This window comes from Burkholderia sp. Ax-1720 (genome assembly GCF_011753035.1).
Lineage (GTDB): Bacteria > Pseudomonadota > Gammaproteobacteria > Burkholderiales > Burkholderiaceae > Burkholderia > Burkholderia gladioli.
Genome location: NZ_VWWK01000028.1, coordinates 47,799 through 64,506 on the forward strand (window position 1 = coordinate 47,799; position 16,708 = coordinate 64,506).

Genomic DNA, 16,708 nt, shown 5'->3' on the forward strand with positions numbered 1-16,708 from the left:
GTCGCGAAAAAGCCAGGCTGATGCCTGGCTTTTTTGTTTTCCGGATCGCTCGCGTCCACATGATGCGTGGGCCGCATCGGCCCAGTCCGAAACTCGGGCCGTGTCACGCGCGAATGGATCAGCTGCGCTACGATATGACGTTTCGGCGAGCCCCAGCAGGAGATGTCGATGGTGATCGTTCTGATGATGACGACCGTGCCCGATGCGGCCACGGTCCGCCTGCTCGCCGACGGCGCGCTGGGCGGCCGGCTCGCGGCATGCGTGTCGGAGCTCGGCACGATCCGCTCGAACTACCACTGGCAGGGCAAGGTCGAATCCGCGGAGGAGATCCAGCTGCTGTTCAAGACGAGCGCGCAGCGCTCGCTCGAACTCGAGCGCTTCATCGCGTCCCATCATCCCTACGAGACGCCCGAAATCGTCTCGTGGCAGGCCACCGCCTCCGATGCCTATGGCGCCTGGGTGGCGGCCGAAACCCAACGCCTGTTCCATGTCTGATCGCCAATTCTCCGCGGCCGCCGGCCTGCGTCTGCTGCTCGCCTGCCTGGTGCTGTTCGCCTCGCTGTTCGGGATCTCGTCGGCCGCGCGCGCCGACGACGATTTCCTCGATCCCTCGGTCGCATTCCGCTTCAGCTCGAGCGAGGCGCCGGGACAGGTCGACGTCCACTTCAAGATCGCCGACGGCTACTACATGTATCGCGAGCGCTTCGCCTTTGCGGTGAAGAGCGGCAACGCGACGCTCGGGGAGGCGCAATCACCCGCCGGCCACGTGAAGTACGACGAAACTTTCGCCAAGAACGTCGAAACCTACCGCGGCGAGGTGACGATCCACGTGCCGGTCGCCAAGGCGAGCGGGCCGTTCGACCTGTCGGTCACCTCCCAGGGTTGCGCCGACGGCGGGATCTGCTATCCGCCGGCCGAGCACGTCGTGCATGTCGACGGCGCGGCGCTGAAGGCCGCCGCCACGTCGAGCGCGACGTCGCCGGCCCCGGCGGCGCAATCGCAATCGGCCGCGCCAGCCTTGCCCACGCCGCCTTCGCCCGTGACCGGCGCAGATTCGTCCTCGCCGGCTCCGGCCACCACCGCCTCACCCGCTCCGGCCCCGTCCGCCGACGGCAGTTGGTACGACCGCGTGACCAGCGCCGACTACGCGCAATCGCTGCTCGAAGGCCATGGCTTCCTGACCATCGTCGCGCTGTTCTTCGTGGCCGGCATGGTGTTGAGCCTGCTGCCCTGCTCCTACCCGATGATCCCGATCCTGTCGGCGATCATCATCGGCGAGGGCACCCAGGCGACGCGCGCACGCAGCTTCATGCTGTCGCTGACCTACGTGGTGGGCATGGCCCTGGTCTACACGGTGCTCGGCATCGCCGCCGCGCTGGTCGGCCAGAGCCTCGGCGCCTGGCTGCAGAACCCGTGGATGCTGGGCGCCTTCGGCTTGCTGTTGACGGTGTTCGCGCTGACCCTGATCGGTGGTATCGACATCTCGCTGCCGCAGCGCTGGCAGGACGGCGCCGCGCAGGCATCGAGCCGGCGCTCGGGCGGTCGCTTCCTGGCGGTGGCCACCATGGGCGCGCTGTCGGCGCTGGTGGTCGGTGCCTGCATGACGGCGCCGCTGTTCGCCGTGCTGGCCTTCATCGCGCACACCGGCAACGCGCTGCTCGGCGGCGCCGCGCTGTTCACGATGGGGATCGGCCTGGGTGTGCCCCTGCTGATCATCGGCCTGGGCGCGGGCACCCTGCTGCCGCGCGCGGGCGCCTGGATGGATGGCGTCAAGGTGTTCTTCGGCGTGGTGCTGCTGGCGGCCGCCTTGTGGATCGTCTGGCCGGTGCTCGGCGCCTCCTGGCAGATCGGCCTGGCCGCGCTCTGGCTGCTGATCGCCGCGGCGGCCACCGGCCTGTTCACGCCGACAGCGGGCGGCACCTCGATCTGGCGCCGGCTCGGACGCGGCGTCGGCGCGGCCTTCGCGATCTGGGCTGCCGTGCTGCTGGTGGGCCTCGCGGCCGGCTCGACCGATCCGCTGCGTCCCTTGTCGATCTTCGCCGGGCGCGGCACGGCGGCGGGCCCGGCCGGCAGCGCCACGGCCAGCGCCGGTGCCCCCGAAGGCCCGGCCTTCGCGCCGGTGCGTTCCAGTACCGAGCTGGATCAGGTGATCAAGACCGCCGGCCGGCCCGTGATGCTCGACTTCTATGCCGACTGGTGCGTGTCCTGCAAGGAGATGGAGCACCTGACCTTCACCGACCCGCGCGTGCAGGCGCGTCTCGGCCAGTTGCACCTGGTGCGTGCCGACGTGACCGCCAACAACGCCGACGACCAGGCGCTGCTCAAGCGTTTCGGCCTGTTCGGGCCGCCGGGCATCATCGTGTTCGGCGCGGACGGTCGTGAACTGGGCCGAGTAGTGGGCTACCAGGCAGCCGACCGTTTCCTGCGCAGCCTCGATCGCGCCGGGGCACCGGCCGCGGCGCCCTCGGCCTGAGCCGCCGCAGCGAAGTGGCCTGCCACGGCGGGCAGCTCCGGATCCAATGAAAAACGGCGAAGCGCCTGAAACGCTTCGCCGTTTTTTCATGCTCGCGCGCCTCGCGTGGCGCGCCGCGATTTACTTCTGATCGCGCAGCAGTCGCGCCGCATCGAGCGCGAAGTAGGTCAGCACGCCATCCGCGCCGGCGCGCTTGAAGGCGAGCAGCGACTCGAGCACCACCTTGTCGTGATCGAGCCAGCCGTTCTGCGCGGCGGCCTTCAGCATCGCGTATTCGCCGCTGACCTGGTAGACATAGGTCGGGAAACGGAACTCGTCCTTCACGCGGCGCACGATATCGAGATACGGCATGCCGGGCTTGACCATCACCATGTCGGCGCCTTCCTCGATGTCGAGGCGGACTTCGCGCAGGGCCTCGTCGGAGTTCGACGGGTCCATCTGGTAGGTCATCTTGTTGCCCTTGCCGAGGTTCGAGGCCGAGCCGACCGCGTCGCGGAACGGGCCGTAGAACGCCGAGGCGTACTTGGCCGAGTAGGCCATGATGCGCGTGTGGATGTGGCCTTCGCTCTCGAGCATCTCGCGGATCGTGCCGATCCGGCCGTCCATCATGTCCGACGGCGCGACGATGTCCACCCCGGCCTCGGCTTGCGTCTGCGCCTGCTCGCTGAGGATCTCGAGCGTCACGTCGTTGATCACGTAGCCGTTCTCGTCGAGCACGCCGTCCTGGCCGTGGCTCGTGTACGGATCGAGCGCGACGTCGGTCAGCACGCCGAGGTCGGGGAAGTGCTTCTTCAGCTCACGCACCGCGCGCGGGATCAAGCCCTCGGGATTGGTCGCCTCGCGGCCGTCGGGTGTCTTCAGCGAGGGTTCGATCGCCGGGAACAGCGACAGCACCGGCACGCCGAGGGCGACGCACTGCTCGGCGACGCCCATCAGCAGGTCGACCGAGACGCGCTCGACGCCGGGCATCGACGGCACCGCCTGGCGCACGTTGCTGCCCTCGACGACGAACACCGGCAGGATCAGGTCGTTGGTGGTGAGGAGGTTTTCGCGCATCAGGCGACGCGAGAAGTCGTCGCGGCGCATTCTGCGCGGACGGTGCAAGGGATGGAGGCTCATGACGGAATCGCTGGAATCAGTCTGAAGGAAAGCTTACGAAAGCCTTCGGTGAAATTTCGAGACAATGGTATATGATAGCGATCGAGCTTCGCGCCAAGGCGCGGCGCTCCCCGCTTCTCCTCCCTGAGCGGGTGCCTGTCGTTATTCGATTAGGCTGTTTGACCCGCCGCGAAACGGCGGGTTTTTTTATGCGCCAACCGACGGCAAGCCTCCGTTCGGGGCCGCGCACCCAGGCGCGGAGCGCTTATTCTGCAACAGCTGCGTCATCTTCGCCGGCGACCTCCGGCCGCAGCCAGCTCTCGACCAGCACGTGGGCCTCGTCGATCCCGGTGCGCTTGAGCGCCGAGAACAGCTGGCAGGTCAGCGCCCCTTCATACCCCGCGTCGCGATAGGCCTGGAGCGCCTTCTTGGTGTTGCGCAGCGCATTGACGCTTTCCTGGCGGGTCAATTTGTCGCACTTCGTCAGCAAGGTGTGGATCGGCTTGCCGGTCGGCGCGAACCACTCGATCATGCGGCAGTCGAGCTCGGTCAGCGGCCGGCGCGAATCCATCATCAGGATCATCCCGCACAATTGGGGCCGGGTCTTCAGGTAGGCCGACAGCAGCGCTTCCCAGTGCGCCTTGGCCGCGCCCGGCACTTCCGCGTAGCCGTAGCCGGGCAGGTCGACCAGGTTGGCGACCGGCTCGTCGGCAGGGCCGACCGAGAAGTAGTTGATGTGCTGGGTGCGGCCCGGCGTCTTCGAGGCGAAGGCGAGCCGCTTCTGGTTGCAGAGGATGTTGATCGCCGTCGATTTGCCCGCATTGGACCGGCCGGCGAACGCGATTTCCGGGACCACGGTGGGCGGCAGGTCGCGCAGATGGTTGACGGTCGTGTAGAAACGGGCTTGATGGAGCAGGAAGGCCATGAGTGCGGACGGGGCGAGAGCGCGGTGCGACCGCGCGTGGAGGCGGGAAGCCCCGCAACGATCCGGACGGTCATTGCATGCGGTAATCCGCGCAGTAACCCTGATAGCCGGAACGGGGCTTTAAACGCCATATTGTACAATACGGCGGTTTTCCCGAAGCCTGCGGGCCTGTTGCAGGCGCTTTCTGCGGTAGACTGAGTGCCGTCGTTTGCAGAACCTCAAATTCCCACAAGACGAAACAGGGTGTGCGAATGAATCGACTGTGCAAGTCTCTGATAACGCTTCAGGTGGCCGCAGGGTTCGTGAGTTTCGTGGTTCAGGCACACGCGGCGGATGCGGCCAAGCCGGATCTGGACCGCGGCAAGGCGATCGCGACGGCGGTCTGCGCGTCGTGCCACGGTGCCGACGGAAACAGCGCCACGGGCGCGTTCCCGAAGCTGGCCGGCCAGCATCCCGAGTATCTGGTCAAGCAGTTGCACGATTTCAAGACGCAGCCGGGCGCGAAGGGGCCGGCGCGCAACAGCTCGGTGATGGCCGGTTTCGCCGGCGCGCTGAGCGACGCCGATGCACGCAACGTGGCGGCCTACTACGGTGCCCAGGCGCCCAAACCCGGTGCCGCGCGCAATGCCGCGACGGTCGCGCTGGGGCAGAAGATCTACCGCGGCGGGATCGCCGAGAAGGGCGTGCCGGCTTGCGCGAGCTGCCACGGTCCGACCGGACAGGGAATTCCTGTACAGTATCCGCGCCTGTCGGGGCAGTGGGCCGATTACACGGTCGCGCAGCTCACCGCCTTCCAGCAGGGCGCGGGCGCACGCAACAACAACGAGCCGATGCATCAGATCGCATCGCGCCTGTCGGACAGCGAAGTGAAGGCGGTCGCCGATTACATCGCCGGCCTGCACTGAGCGCCCGGCAACGGGTATCGGGCGCATCGTCATGAATGGCGAGCGCGGGAACGAAGAGAGAAAGGGTGGGGCGCTGCCGCCAGGCGGGCGCCTTGCCCTTTTTTGTTGTCAGTCGGAGTGTGAATGAGCGTTACCACGCAAGGCATCGAGACCCGGACGCGTCGCCGCGCGCTGAACACCGCGATTGAGCTGATCAGCTCGATGCGCTTCGCGATCGCGCTGCTGGTCGTGCTGGCGATCGCGAGCATCATCGGCACCGTGCTCACGCAGGACGATCCCTATCCGAACTACGTGAACCAGTTCGGCCCGTTCTGGGCCGACATCTTCCGCGCGATCGGCCTCTACACGGTCTACAGCGCCTGGTGGTTCATGCTGATCCTGCTGTTCCTGGTGGTGTCGCTGTCGCTCTGCGTGCTGCGCAACGGCCCGAAGATGCTGGCCGACGTGCGCAGCTGGAAGGACAAGGTGCGCGAGGGCAGCCTGCGCGCCTTCCACCACAAGGCCGAGTTCGCCGTGCCCGGCGAGCGCGCGCAGGTGGCCCAGGCGCTCGCCGGCTTCGTCGCCAAGGCCGGCTACAAGCAGGTGATCCGCGAATCCGAGGGCGCCACCCTGATCGCCGCCAAGCGCGGCGCGATGACCAAGTACGGCTATATCGCCGCCCACCTGGCGATCGTGGTGATCTGCATCGGCGGCCTGCTCGACAGCAACCTGCCGATCCATTTCCAGATGTGGCTGTTCGGCAAGTCGCCCGTCAACACCAGCGCGGCGATCAGCGAGATCGGGCCCGAGCACCGGCTGTCGGCCTCCAACCCGACCTTCCGCGGTTATGCCTGGGTGCCCGAGGGCCAGTATGTCTCGACCGCGATCCTGAACCAGCCGAACGGCTCGCTGATCCAGGACCTGCCGTTCTCGATCCAGCTCGACAAGTTCATCGTCGACTACTACTCGACCGGCATGCCCAAGCTGTTCGCCAGCGACATCGTGGTGATCGACCGCGAGACCGGCAAGCGCATCCCGGCGCGCGTCGAGGTCAACAAGCCCTTCACCTACAAGGGCGTGTCGATCTACCAGTCGAGCTTCCAGGACGGCGGCTCGCAGATGCAGATGACCGCCTTCCCGATGTCCGGCGCGAGCGGCAAGACCTTCCCCGTCAACGGCGTGATCGGCAATGCGGTGCCGCTGGCCGGCCATGCCGGCGACACCATCGAGTTCGCCGACTTCCGCGCCATCAACGTGGAGAACGTCACCGACGCGAACGGCAAGACCGACGTGCGCGGCGTGGGCACCACGCATTCGCTCAAGGAAGCGCTCGACGAGCGGCTCGGCTCGGGCGCCAAGACCTCGACGCCGGTGAACCTGCACAACGTCGGCCCCTCGGTCCAGTACAAGGTACGCGGCCAGGACGGCCAGGCGCGCGAGTTCAACAACTACATGCTGCCGGTCGAGATCGGCGGCGACCGGCTGTTCCTGGCGGGCGTGCGGCTGAGCCCGAACGACCCGTTCCGCTACCTGCGCATCCCCGCCGACGCCGACGATTCGGTCAACGAATGGATGCGCATGCGCGCCGCGCTCGAGGACCCGGCGGTGCGCAGCGAGGCCGCCGCGCGCTTCGCGCAGGCCTCGCTGCCGAACGCCGACGCGGGCCTGCGCACGCGGCTCGACGACAGCGCGCTGCGTGTCCTGACCCTGTTCGCCGGCGCCGACCCGAGCGCGGGCCGCCAGCCCGACGGCACCACCACCGGCGGCTTCCAGGCGGTGGCGGGCTTCATCGACCAATCGGTGCCCAAGGCCGAGCAGGAGAAGGCCGCCGGCTTGCTGCTGCGCATGCTGGAAGGCGCGATGTGGCAGGTCTGGGAGGTCGCGCGCGAGCAGGCGGGCGTGGCGCCGGTCAAGCAGACGGCCGAGACGGCGCGCTTCGTGCAGAACGCCATCAATGCCCTGTCGGACAGCTTCCTGTATGGCGCGCCGGTCTATTTGCGGCTCGATTCATATAAGCAGGTGCAAGCTTCGGTATTCCAGTTGACACGCGCGCCTGGTAAAAATCTGGTGTATCTTGGCAGCCTGCTGCTGGTGTTCGGCATCTTCTCCATGTTCTACGTGCGCGAACGCCGGCTCTGGCTCTGGCTCAAGGACACGCCGGCAGGCGTGGGCGTCGTGATGGCGATGTCGACGGCCCGCCGGACATTCGATTTCGAGAAGGAGTTCGCGCAGACGCGCGACGCGGTGGGCAAGGTGCTCGGCACCGAACCCGTCGCCGCGGTGCCTGCCGGGCGCGATACCGATCTCCACGACTCCCCACGGTAACGTCATGGATCTGACCCAGGCTTCCTCGTCACCGGCGCCGCGCGGCCGCGCCGAAGCGGCGCCCGCCGCCGCTCCCGCCACGGCTTCGCTTGCCGCGTTGTTCGACGATCGTCCCTTCTACCGCCGCCTGTCCCTCGTCGACTGGTTGTTCGCGCTGGCGATGGTGGCGGGCGCCGGCTTTGCCCTGGTGCATTACCAGGCGCACATGGACTACTACGACCAGGCGGTGATGACGGGCGCGACCGTCGCGCTGGTCGGGCTCGGCTGGCGCTGGAAGCCGGCCCGGCTGCTGATGGCCCTGATCGCGGTGCTCTCGCTGCTGTCGCTGAATCTCTATCACGGCGACCTGTCCCGGGCCGATTCGACCTTCTTCCTCAAGTACTTCCTGTCGAGCCAGTCCGCCATCCTGTGGATGAGCGCGCTGTTCGTGTTCGCCACCGTGTTCTACTGGATCGGCCTGCTGAGCCGCTCGCCGACCGGCGCCGCGATCGGCCAGAAGATGACCTGGGCCGCGGTGCTGATGGGCTTCACCGGGCTGATGGTGCGCTGGTACGAGTCCTACCTGATCGGCGCCGACGTCGGCCATATCCCGGTCTCGAACCTCTACGAAGTGTTCGTGCTGTTCAGCCTGATCACGGCCCTGCTCTACCTCTACTACGAAGGCCATTACGGCACGCGCGCGCTGGGTGCCTTCGTGCTGCTGGTGATCAGCGCCGCGGTCGGCTTCCTGATGTGGTACTCGATCGCGCGCGACGCGCAGCAGATCCAGCCGCTGGTGCCGGCGCTGCAGAGCTGGTGGATGAAGATCCACGTGCCGGCCAACTTCATCGGCTACGGCAGCTTCGCGCTGTCGGCGATGGTCAGCGTCGCCTACCTGCTCAAGGAACGCGGCGTGCTCGCCGATCGCCTGCCGACGCTCGAGGTGCTCGACGACGTGATGTACAAGTCGATCGCGGTCGGCTTCGCGTTCTTCACGATCGCCACCATCCTCGGCGCGCTGTGGGCCGCCGAAGCCTGGGGCGGCTACTGGAGCTGGGACCCGAAGGAGACCTGGGCGCTGATCGTCTGGCTCAACTACGCAGCTTGGCTGCACATGCGCCTGATGAAGGGCTTGCGCGGTGGCGTGGCCGCCTGGTGGGCGCTGACGGGGCTGCTGGTCACGACCTTCGCCTTCCTTGGCGTGAACATGTTCCTGTCGGGGCTGCACAGCTACGGCAAGCTGTAAGCATCGCCCGCGCGTCACCCCGAACCGATTCGAAAACCGCCGCCGCCCCTGCCTGGACGCGGCGGTTTTTTCTTGCCATGCCGCTCGCGCCGTTCGCGCGGCGGAGGATTCACCGTATCGCCGCCGGCTTCGGGAGCCGGCGTGGAGACCGCTCATGTTGATCAGGACCACGCGCCGGCGCCTGCTTGCCGGCGACGACATTCCACGCGACGAGATCACCTCGCCCGCCGTCTTCGCCGCGCGCCGCGGCGTGCTGCGCGCGGCCGGCGCGATGGCTGCAGGCGGCCTGTGCGGCCTGCCGGCCGGCGCGCTGGCGAACTACCGCTCGCCGAACCCGGCCGCGCATGCGCTGGCCGCCACCACCAACGCGAAATTCGTGGTGCCCGACAAGGTCACGCCCTACAAGGACCTGACCACCTACAACAACTTCTACGAGTTCGGCACCGACAAGGGCGATCCCGCGCAGAACGCCGGCTCGCTGCGGCCGCGACCCTGGCGCGTGAGCGTGGAAGGCGCGGTGAAGGCGCCCAAGGTCTACGACATCGAGGAACTGCTCAAGCTGGCGCCGCTGGAGGAGCGTGTCTACCGGCATCGTTGCGTGGAAGGCTGGTCGATGGTGATTCCCTGGATCGGCATCCCGCTCGCGGAGCTGGTCCGGCGCGTGCAGCCGAACGCGAACGCCAAGTACGTGCAGTTCGTCACGCTGGCCGATCCCTCGCAGATGCCCGGGCTGGCCGAGCCGATCCTCGACTGGCCCTATTCGGAAGGCTTGCGCCTGGACGAGGCGATGAACCCGCTGACGCTGCTGGCGATGGGCGTCTACGGCCAGGTGCTGCCGAATCAGAACGGCGCCCCGGTGCGGATCGTGGTGCCCTGGAAATACGGCTTCAAGAGCGCGAAGTCGATCGTCAAGATCCGCTTCGTCGAGCAGCAGCCGAAGACCAGCTGGAACAGCTACGCGTCGAACGAATACGGCTTCTATTCGAACGTGAACCCCGAGGTCGACCACCCGCGCTGGAGCCAGGCGACCGAGCGGCGCATCGGCGAGGACGGTTTCTTCACGCCCAAGCGCAAGACGCTGATGTTCAACGGCTACGGCGATCTGGTCGCATCGATGTATCGCGGCATGGATCTGCGCAAGAACTTCTAGGCGGCACGCGGTGGACGAAAATCTTCGCCTGGCGGCCGGCGCGGGCCGCGCCGCGCGTGCGCCGGCCACGCCTGGCTGGCTGCGCATCGCGAAACCGGTGGTGTTCCTGGCCGGCCTGTTCCCGCTCGCACGGCTCGTCGTGCTGGGCTTCACTGGCGGGCTCGGCGCCAATCCGATCGAGTTCGTCACGCGCTCGACCGGGCTCTGGACCCTGGTGATCCTGTGCGTGACGCTGGCCGTCACGCCGCTGCGGCGGCTCACCGGTATCAACGCGCTGCTGCGGCTGCGGCGCATGATCGGGCTGTTCGCGTTCTTCTACGCGCTGCTGCACTTCACCACCTACTTCTGGTTCGACAAATGGTTCGACCTGCCGGCGATCCTGAAGGACGTGTTCAAGCGGCCCTTCATCACCGTCGGCTTCGCGGCCTTCCTGCTGCTGATCCCGCTGGCGCTCAGCTCGCCGCGCGCCGCGGCGCGCCGGCTGGGGCGCCACTGGCAGCGCCTGCACCGGCTGATCTACGCGATCGCGGTGCTGGCGATCCTGCACTTCTGGTGGATGCGGGCCGGCAAGCACGACCTCGCGCTGCCCAAGCTGTATGGCGCGATCGTGCTGGTGCTGCTGGGCTGGCGAGTGGTGGTCGCGCTGCGCGCGAGGCGGCGCGGCGCCTGAGATCGGCGTGCCGGCAGCGCCGGTGCCCAACGCCCGGCGCTGCCGGCTGCAGGCAAGAAAAAAGCGATGCGCCTCACGGTTCGCATCGCTTTTTTTCAGGCGGCGTCGCGGCCGCTCATTCCGCGTCGGGCAGGATCGCCTCGTCGCCGAACAGGCTTTCGATGGTCTCGCGCGGGCGCACCAGGTAGGCGTTGACGCCGTCGACCAGCACCTCGGCGGCGCGCGCTCGCGTGTTGTAGTTCGAGCTCATCACGAAGCCGTAGGCGCCGGCCGAGCGGATCGCCAGCAGCTCGCCCGGGGCGATCGCCAGCGTGCGCTCGCGGCCGAGCCAGTCGCCGCTCTCGCAGACCGGGCCGACCACGTCGTAGACGGCGCTGTCATGCCCGCTGTGCTCCTTGACCGGCACGATCGCGTGATAGGCCTCGTACATGGCGGGGCGCGCCAGGTCGTTCATGGCCGCGTCGACGATCGCGAAGTTCTTCTCCTCGCCCGGCTTGAGGAATTCGACGCGCGTGAGCAGGATGCCGGCATTGCCGGTCAGCGAGCGGCCCGGCTCGAAATAGACCTCGCGCTGGCCGTGGCCGCGCTCGTCGAGCCTGGCGAACAGCGCCGCCACGAAGTCGCCGATCGCGGGCGGCGTCTCGTCGGCATAGGTGATGCCCAGGCCGCCGCCGATATCGACGTGATGGATCGGGATGCCGTCGGCCTCGATCTGCTCGACCAGGTCGAGCACCTTGTCGAGCGCGTCGAGATAGGGGCTCAGCTCGGTGATCTGCGAGCCGATGTGGCAGTCGATGCCGACCACCTGCAGGTTCGGCAGCGCGGCCGCGGCGCGGTAGCTGGCGCGTGCCTCGGCGAAGGCCACCCCGAACTTGTTGGCCTTCAGGCCGGTGGAGATGTAGGGATGCGTCTTCGGGTCGACGTCGGGATTCACGCGCAGCGAGACCGGCGCGCGCTTGCCGAGCGAGCCGGCCACCTCGTTGAGACGGTCGAGCTCGGGGATCGACTCGACGTTGAAGCACTTCACGCCGGCCTGCAGCGCCACGCGCATTTCCTCGGCGCTCTTGCCGACGCCCGAGAACACCACGTTTTCCGCCTTGCCGCCGGCCGCCAGCACGCGCGCGAGCTCGCCGCCCGAGACGATGTCGAAGCCGGCGCCCAGGCGCGCGAACACGTTCAGCACGCCGAGGTTGCTGTTCGCCTTGACGGCCACGTGGATCGCGGCGCGGCGGCCCTCGCAGGCCTGCGCATAGGCCTGGTAGGCGGCCGTCAGCGCGGCGCGCGAATAGACGTAGAGCGGCGTGTCGAAGTGTTCGGCGAGCTTGTCGGTCGGAATGCCCTCGGCATGCAGCGTGCCGTTGACGTAATCAAAAACGGGGTGAGTCATCCGGAATCATCGAGTGGGGGGTGGCGGCGGAGGCCGGGGCCGGCGCGGCGAGCGACGGCGAAAGCTGCAGCGTGGTGCCGGCGGAGGCGGAGATCGGCTCCGCGCCGGACGCGGCGCTGGCGTCCGAGGCGGCATCCTCGGCAGCGGGCACGGTCTCGACGGTCGGTTTCGCGGGCAGGGGCGGCACGACGGGCAGATAGAGCGCGCCGCGTTGACCGCAGCCGGCCAGCGCCAAAGCCGCTACAATCGCGCTCATCTGGAAAACGACACGCATGATCGTCCCTAAACAATTGAATCGACAGAGTTTAGCATGAGCGACACCGAATACCTGACCCGCGCCGAGGCCGTCCTGGCGGCCGTCGAGCGCTGCGTGGACGAGGCCAACGAGGGCGATCTCGACATCGATCTCGGCCGTAACGGCAGCGTGATCACGCTGAGTTTCGAGAACGGCACGAAGATCATCGTGAACCTGCAGCCGCCGATGAAGGAGGTCTGGATCGCGGCCAAGTCGGGCGGCTTCCATTACCGCTACCTCGACGGCGCCTGGCGCGACACGCGCTCGGGCGACGAGTTCTTCGAGGCGCTCACGCGCTACGCCAGCGAGCAGGCCGGCGAGCCGGTGACGTTCAGCGCCTGAACGCAGCGGCGGGGCGGCGGCCTTCCGCTATGTCTCGATGCCGCCCCCGAAGTGAAAAGAGCGACCCGCGGGTCGCTCTTTTGCTTGCGGGCGGCTGGCCGCTCGCTCAGTTGCCGCCCTGGAACAGGTTCATGATGTCCTGCCGTTCCTGCTCGTCCACGTGCGGGACCGACGCGTCCAGCGGCGAGGCGGCCTGCGCGACGCCGACCGTCGAGACGAAGCCGTGGCCCGGCGTGAACTCGGAGAAGTACAGTTCGTCGCCGATGGTGGTCACGTCGTCCGGCATCGGCATGCGATAGGCCGGCACGTTCTTCAGCGAGGGCCCCATGTAGTCGATCCAGACCGGCAGGGCCAGGCCGCCGCCGGTCTCGCGGTCGCCGAGGCTGCGCGGGTTGTCGTAGCCGATCCAGGCGATCGCGGCCAGCGTGTGCTGGTAGCCGGCGAACCAGGCGTCGCGCGAATCGTTGGTGGTGCCGGTCTTGCCGCCCAGGTCGCTGCGCTTGAGCACGTTGGTCTTGGCGCCGGTGCCGCGCTGCGCCACGCTCTGCAGCAGGCTGTTCATCACGTAGGCGTTGCGCGCGTCGATCGCGCGCGGCGCGTTCTGCTCGGCCACCAGCGGCTGGGCGCGCGCCACCACGTTGCCGCTCGAGTCGGTTACCTCGGCGATCAGGTAGGGATTGACGCGATAGCCGCCGTTGGCGAACACCGCGTAGGCGCCCGCCATCTGCAGCGGCGTGACCAGGCCCGCGCCGAGCGCCATCGGCAGGTAGGCCGGGTGGCGTTCCGCGTCGAAGCCGAAGCGCGTGATGTACTGCTGCGCGTACTTGGTGCCGATGTAGTTCAGGATCCGGATCGACACCAGGTTGCGCGAGCGCATCAGCGCGTTGCGCATCGGCTCGGGGCCGTCGAAGCCGCCGCCGTAGTTCTTCGGCTCCCAGGGCTGGCCGCCCGTCTCGGCGGCGCTGAAGAACAGCGGGCCGTCGTTGATGATGGTGGCCGGCCCCAGGCCCTTGTCGAGCGAGGCCGAGTAGATGAAGGGCTTGAAGCTCGAGCCGGGCTGCCGCCAGGCCTGCGTGACGTGGTTGAACTTGTTCTTGTTGAAGTCGAAGCCGCCCACCAGCGAACGGATCGCGCCGTCCTGCGGCACGATCGAGATGAAGGCGCCCTCGATCTGCGGCAGCTGGGTGATGGCCCATTCGCCGCTGTCGGTCTTGACCACGCGCACGATCGCGCCGGGACGGATGCGCCGGTTCGGCTGCGCGTTGGCCGCCAGCGAGACCGCGGCGAAGCGCAGGTTGGTGCCGGCGAGCGTGGCGCTGCTGCCGTCGACGAAGCTGACCTGGACCTGCTTCGGATTCGCGTCGGTGACCACCGCGGCGATCAGCTCGCCGTTGTCGGGATGGTCGAGCAGCGCGTCGTCGATCGCCTGCTCGCGCTCGGTGGCGTCGGCCGGCAGTTCGATGAAGGCTTCCGGGCCGCGATAGCCGTGGCGGCGCTCGTAGTCCATCAGGCCGCGACGCAGCGCCTGGTAGGCCAGCGTCTGGTCGGCCGAATCGACCGTGGTCACCACGTTGAAGCCGCGCGTATAGGTTTCGTCCTTGTACTGCGCGTACATCATCTGGCGCACCATCTCGGCGATGTACTCGGCGTGCACGCTGTACTCGCGCGTCGCGCTCTTCACCACCAGCGGCTGCGCCACCGCCTCGTCGTACTGCTCGCGCGTGATGAAGTTCAGCTCCAGCATGCGCTCCAGGATGTACTGCTGGCGCACCTTGGCGCGCTTGGGGTTGACCACCGGGTTGTAGGCCGAGGGCGCCTTGGGCAGCCCGGCCAGCATCGCCGCCTCGGCCAGCGTCAGGTCCTTGAGGTCCTTGCCGAAATACACGCGCGCCGCGCTCGCGAAGCCGTAGGCGCGCTGGCCGAGATAGATCTGATTCATGTAGACCTCGAGAATCTGATCCTTGCTCAGCGCGCGCTCGATGCGGTAGGCCAGCAGCATCTCGTAGATCTTGCGCGTGTAGGTCTTCTCGCTCGACAGGAAGAAGTTGCGCGCCACCTGCATGGTGATGGTGCTGGCGCCCTGGGTCGCGTGGCCGTTGGTCAGCGCCACCACGCCGGCGCGCACGATGCCGGTCAGGTCGACGCCGCCATGTTCGTAGAAGCGCGCGTCCTCGATCGCGAGGATCGCCTTCTTCAGCGAGTCGGGCACGTCCTGGATATGGACGATGTCGCGCCGTTCCTCGCCGAACTCGCCGATCAGCACGTGATCGGCCGTGTAGATGCGCAGCGGCACCTTCGGCCGGTAGTCGGTCAGCGCATCGAGCGAGGGCATGTTCGGCCAGGCCACCACCAGCGCGTAGCCGAGCACCAGGGCCGCGCTCAGCGCCAGCGCGGCGCACAGTCCGACCAGGCCGAGCAGCAGCTTGAGCCACAGCGGCCGCTTGCGCGGCGGCGGGGGCGGAGGAGGCGGCGGCGGTTCGGCGGCCGGCGGCGGGGGCGACGGAGGTTCGGCGGCCGACGGCGGCGGGGAGGTGGGATTGGTGGGTTGCATAGGCATACCGGAAAACAGTCCCGCGATTATAAACGCCCGCTATGCGCCTTCCTGGTGCAGCGCGGTGCGAGTTGCGATCGCCTCGCGCGGCCTTCGCGGTGCCCGGCTTGCTTCGTCATGGCGTGTGCGCCGCGAGGCGCGCTGGCGATGCGGCCGATGAAGGTCGATCGGTGCCGACCTGCGTCGCTCGGCGCCGCGCATCGGCCATCCGGACGACTGCCCGAGCCGGCCGAGGATCCCGAGAATGCTTGGCAGGCCGCGCCCGTGTCGCGCGGCACGGGAGGACCGGGATGAGGAGTCGGCGAGGATGGAGCATGAGCGGGCGGCGCGTGGCCGCCGGGATCGACGTGGGGCGTGACGCGGTGCGCGTCGCGTTCGTGAGCCGCTGCGGCAACGCGCTGGGGATCGAGGCGCTCGAGGTGGAGCCGTTCACGGCGCCCTACGACGTGACGAGCGCCGATTGGTCCGAGGTCACGCGCGCGCTGGAGACGATTTCGCAGCGAGTGCGCGGCCGGCTGCCGGTGCGCGGCATGGCGGCGGCGATGGCGCTGTCGTACCGCGAGGTGGTGGTGAGCACGCTCGATCCGGTCGTCGCGCGCCACGGGGCGCTCGAGCAGGCGGTCTATGCCGAGGCCGAGCGCAGCACGGGCATGCCCCGCGATTCGCTGGCGATCGACTGGTGCGTCAACGACATCCTCTACCCGGGCCGCCTGGTGATCGCCTCCACCGACCAGGCACGCATCGACCTGCGCGTCGACGCGGTGGCTGCCGCCGGTTTCATGCTGACCGGCATCGACGGCGAGCCGCATGCGGCGCTGCGCGCGATCCGGCAGGTCGCCGTGGCCGAGACCGAGCCCGACGAGCCCTACGTGGCGATCTGGATCGGCGAGGGCAGCGTCGATGCCTGGCGCGTCGAGGGCATGACGGTGGCCACGCACCTGAGCGCGCCTTCCGCCTCGCATGCGACTCTCGCCGAGCTGATGCGCGATCTGGCCGGGCGCGGCCTGGCCGAATGTGCCTTCGTTGGCGGCAATTTCGCGATGGCGGGCGACATGCCGCCTGCGATGTTCGCCGAGATCGCCGATCCGCTCGGCTGCCTGGTGCTGCCCTTCGAATGCGCTCCCTACTGCCGTAATCCGCACATCGACGCCGCCGCGCGTCATTCGCCGGTGCTCGCGGTCGCGTTCGGCCTCGCCCTGCGCGGGGTGTACGAATGAGCGCGCGGCGGCGGGCGCCGCTCTTGCCGTCGCGCGCGGTGTTGCGCGATCCGGTCAGGCGCCGCGCCTGGCTCGGCGGTTTCAACCTGCTGCCCTACCGGCGCCGCGATGCGCGTCGCGAGCGGCGCCGGCGGCTGCTCGAGCTGGCGGGCGCCGTCGGCCTGGG

14 protein-coding genes and 1 pseudogene are annotated in these 16,708 nt (G+C 68.3%); 10 read left to right on the plus strand and 5 right to left on the minus strand.

What is annotated here, in order from left to right; all coding sequences use genetic code 11:
- Positions 1-168 precede the first annotated feature (168 nt).
- Positions 169-495, plus strand: a complete 327-nt coding sequence (cutA, locus tag F3J18_RS11850; RefSeq protein ID WP_166912901.1) for a divalent-cation tolerance protein CutA — start codon at positions 169-171, stop codon at positions 493-495.
- Positions 488-2,473: a protein-disulfide reductase DsbD gene (gene dsbD, locus F3J18_RS11855; RefSeq protein ID WP_166912902.1), complete on the plus strand. Its 1,986-nt coding sequence runs from the start codon at positions 488-490 to the stop codon at positions 2,471-2,473. Before cutA ends, dsbD begins: the two co-directional genes overlap by 8 nt.
- A 120-nt stretch (positions 2,474-2,593) precedes the next feature.
- Here dsbD and hemB read toward each other — a convergent pair whose 3' ends face one another.
- The gene (gene hemB / locus F3J18_RS11860; protein ID WP_025099462.1) at positions 2,594-3,592 is read right to left on the minus strand and encodes a porphobilinogen synthase; all 999 of its coding nucleotides are present in this window, start codon (positions 3,590-3,592) and stop codon (positions 2,594-2,596) included.
- Between the two features lie 244 nt (positions 3,593-3,836).
- Positions 3,837-4,496 (minus strand): ribosome biogenesis GTP-binding protein YihA/YsxC, encoded by a 660-nt coding sequence (yihA, locus tag F3J18_RS11865; RefSeq protein WP_013696389.1) that lies wholly within the window; start codon positions 4,494-4,496, stop codon positions 3,837-3,839.
- A gap of 251 nt (positions 4,497-4,747) precedes the next feature.
- Between yihA and F3J18_RS11870 the strand changes: the two genes are divergently transcribed.
- The 5 genes from F3J18_RS11870 to msrQ all read left to right on the plus strand — a co-directional run bounded on the left by F3J18_RS11870 (position 4,748) and on the right by msrQ (position 10,750).
- On the plus strand, positions 4,748-5,401 hold the full coding sequence (locus F3J18_RS11870; RefSeq protein ID WP_025099461.1) for a c-type cytochrome: 654 nt from the start codon (positions 4,748-4,750) through the stop codon (positions 5,399-5,401).
- A gap of 123 nt (positions 5,402-5,524) precedes the next feature.
- Entirely contained in the window at positions 5,525-7,705 is a 2,181-nt protein-coding gene (locus F3J18_RS11875; RefSeq protein ID WP_166912903.1) for a cytochrome c biogenesis protein ResB, read from the plus strand.
- 4 nt (positions 7,706-7,709) lie between these two features.
- The gene (ccsB, locus tag F3J18_RS11880; protein ID WP_025099459.1) at positions 7,710-8,930 is read left to right on the plus strand and encodes a c-type cytochrome biogenesis protein CcsB; all 1,221 of its coding nucleotides are present in this window, start codon (positions 7,710-7,712) and stop codon (positions 8,928-8,930) included.
- 154 nt (positions 8,931-9,084) lie between these two features.
- Entirely contained in the window at positions 9,085-10,080 is a 996-nt protein-coding gene (gene msrP, locus F3J18_RS11885) for a protein-methionine-sulfoxide reductase catalytic subunit MsrP (protein WP_166912904.1), read from the plus strand.
- Positions 10,081-10,090: 10 nt separating this feature from the next.
- Positions 10,091-10,750 (plus strand): protein-methionine-sulfoxide reductase heme-binding subunit MsrQ, encoded by a 660-nt coding sequence (gene msrQ, locus F3J18_RS11890; protein WP_025099457.1) that lies wholly within the window; start codon positions 10,091-10,093, stop codon positions 10,748-10,750.
- Positions 10,751-10,865: 115 nt separating this feature from the next.
- Here msrQ and lysA read toward each other — a convergent pair whose 3' ends face one another.
- Both lysA and F3J18_RS11900 read right to left on the minus strand, forming a co-directional pair.
- Positions 10,866-12,137, minus strand: a complete 1,272-nt coding sequence (lysA, locus tag F3J18_RS11895) for a diaminopimelate decarboxylase (RefSeq protein WP_025099456.1) — start codon at positions 12,135-12,137, stop codon at positions 10,866-10,868.
- Entirely contained in the window at positions 12,118-12,411 is a 294-nt protein-coding gene (locus F3J18_RS11900) for a lipoprotein (RefSeq protein ID WP_166912905.1), read from the minus strand. The genes lysA and F3J18_RS11900 overlap by 20 nt, the downstream gene beginning before the upstream one ends.
- 36 nt (positions 12,412-12,447) lie before the next feature.
- On the opposite strand from F3J18_RS11900, the gene cyaY reads away from it, so the two are divergent.
- A complete protein-coding gene (cyaY, locus tag F3J18_RS11905) occupies positions 12,448-12,774 on the plus strand; it encodes an iron donor protein CyaY (protein WP_025099454.1) in 327 nt (108 codons plus the stop codon).
- A 106-nt stretch (positions 12,775-12,880) separates the two neighbouring features.
- Here cyaY and F3J18_RS11910 read toward each other — a convergent pair whose 3' ends face one another.
- Positions 12,881-15,331: a penicillin-binding protein 1A gene (locus F3J18_RS11910; protein WP_240154719.1), complete on the minus strand. Its 2,451-nt coding sequence runs from the start codon at positions 15,329-15,331 to the stop codon at positions 12,881-12,883.
- A 308-nt stretch (positions 15,332-15,639) separates the two neighbouring features.
- Between F3J18_RS11910 and pilM the strand changes: the two genes are divergently transcribed.
- Complete coding sequence (gene pilM / locus F3J18_RS11915; RefSeq protein WP_166912906.1) at positions 15,640-16,542, plus strand: pilus assembly protein PilM; 903 nt, start codon at positions 15,640-15,642, stop codon at positions 16,540-16,542.
- Positions 16,539-16,708: pseudogene (locus F3J18_RS38135) on the plus strand (pilus assembly protein PilN); the annotation flags it as partial. The gene pilM and the pseudogene F3J18_RS38135, both read left to right, overlap by 4 nt.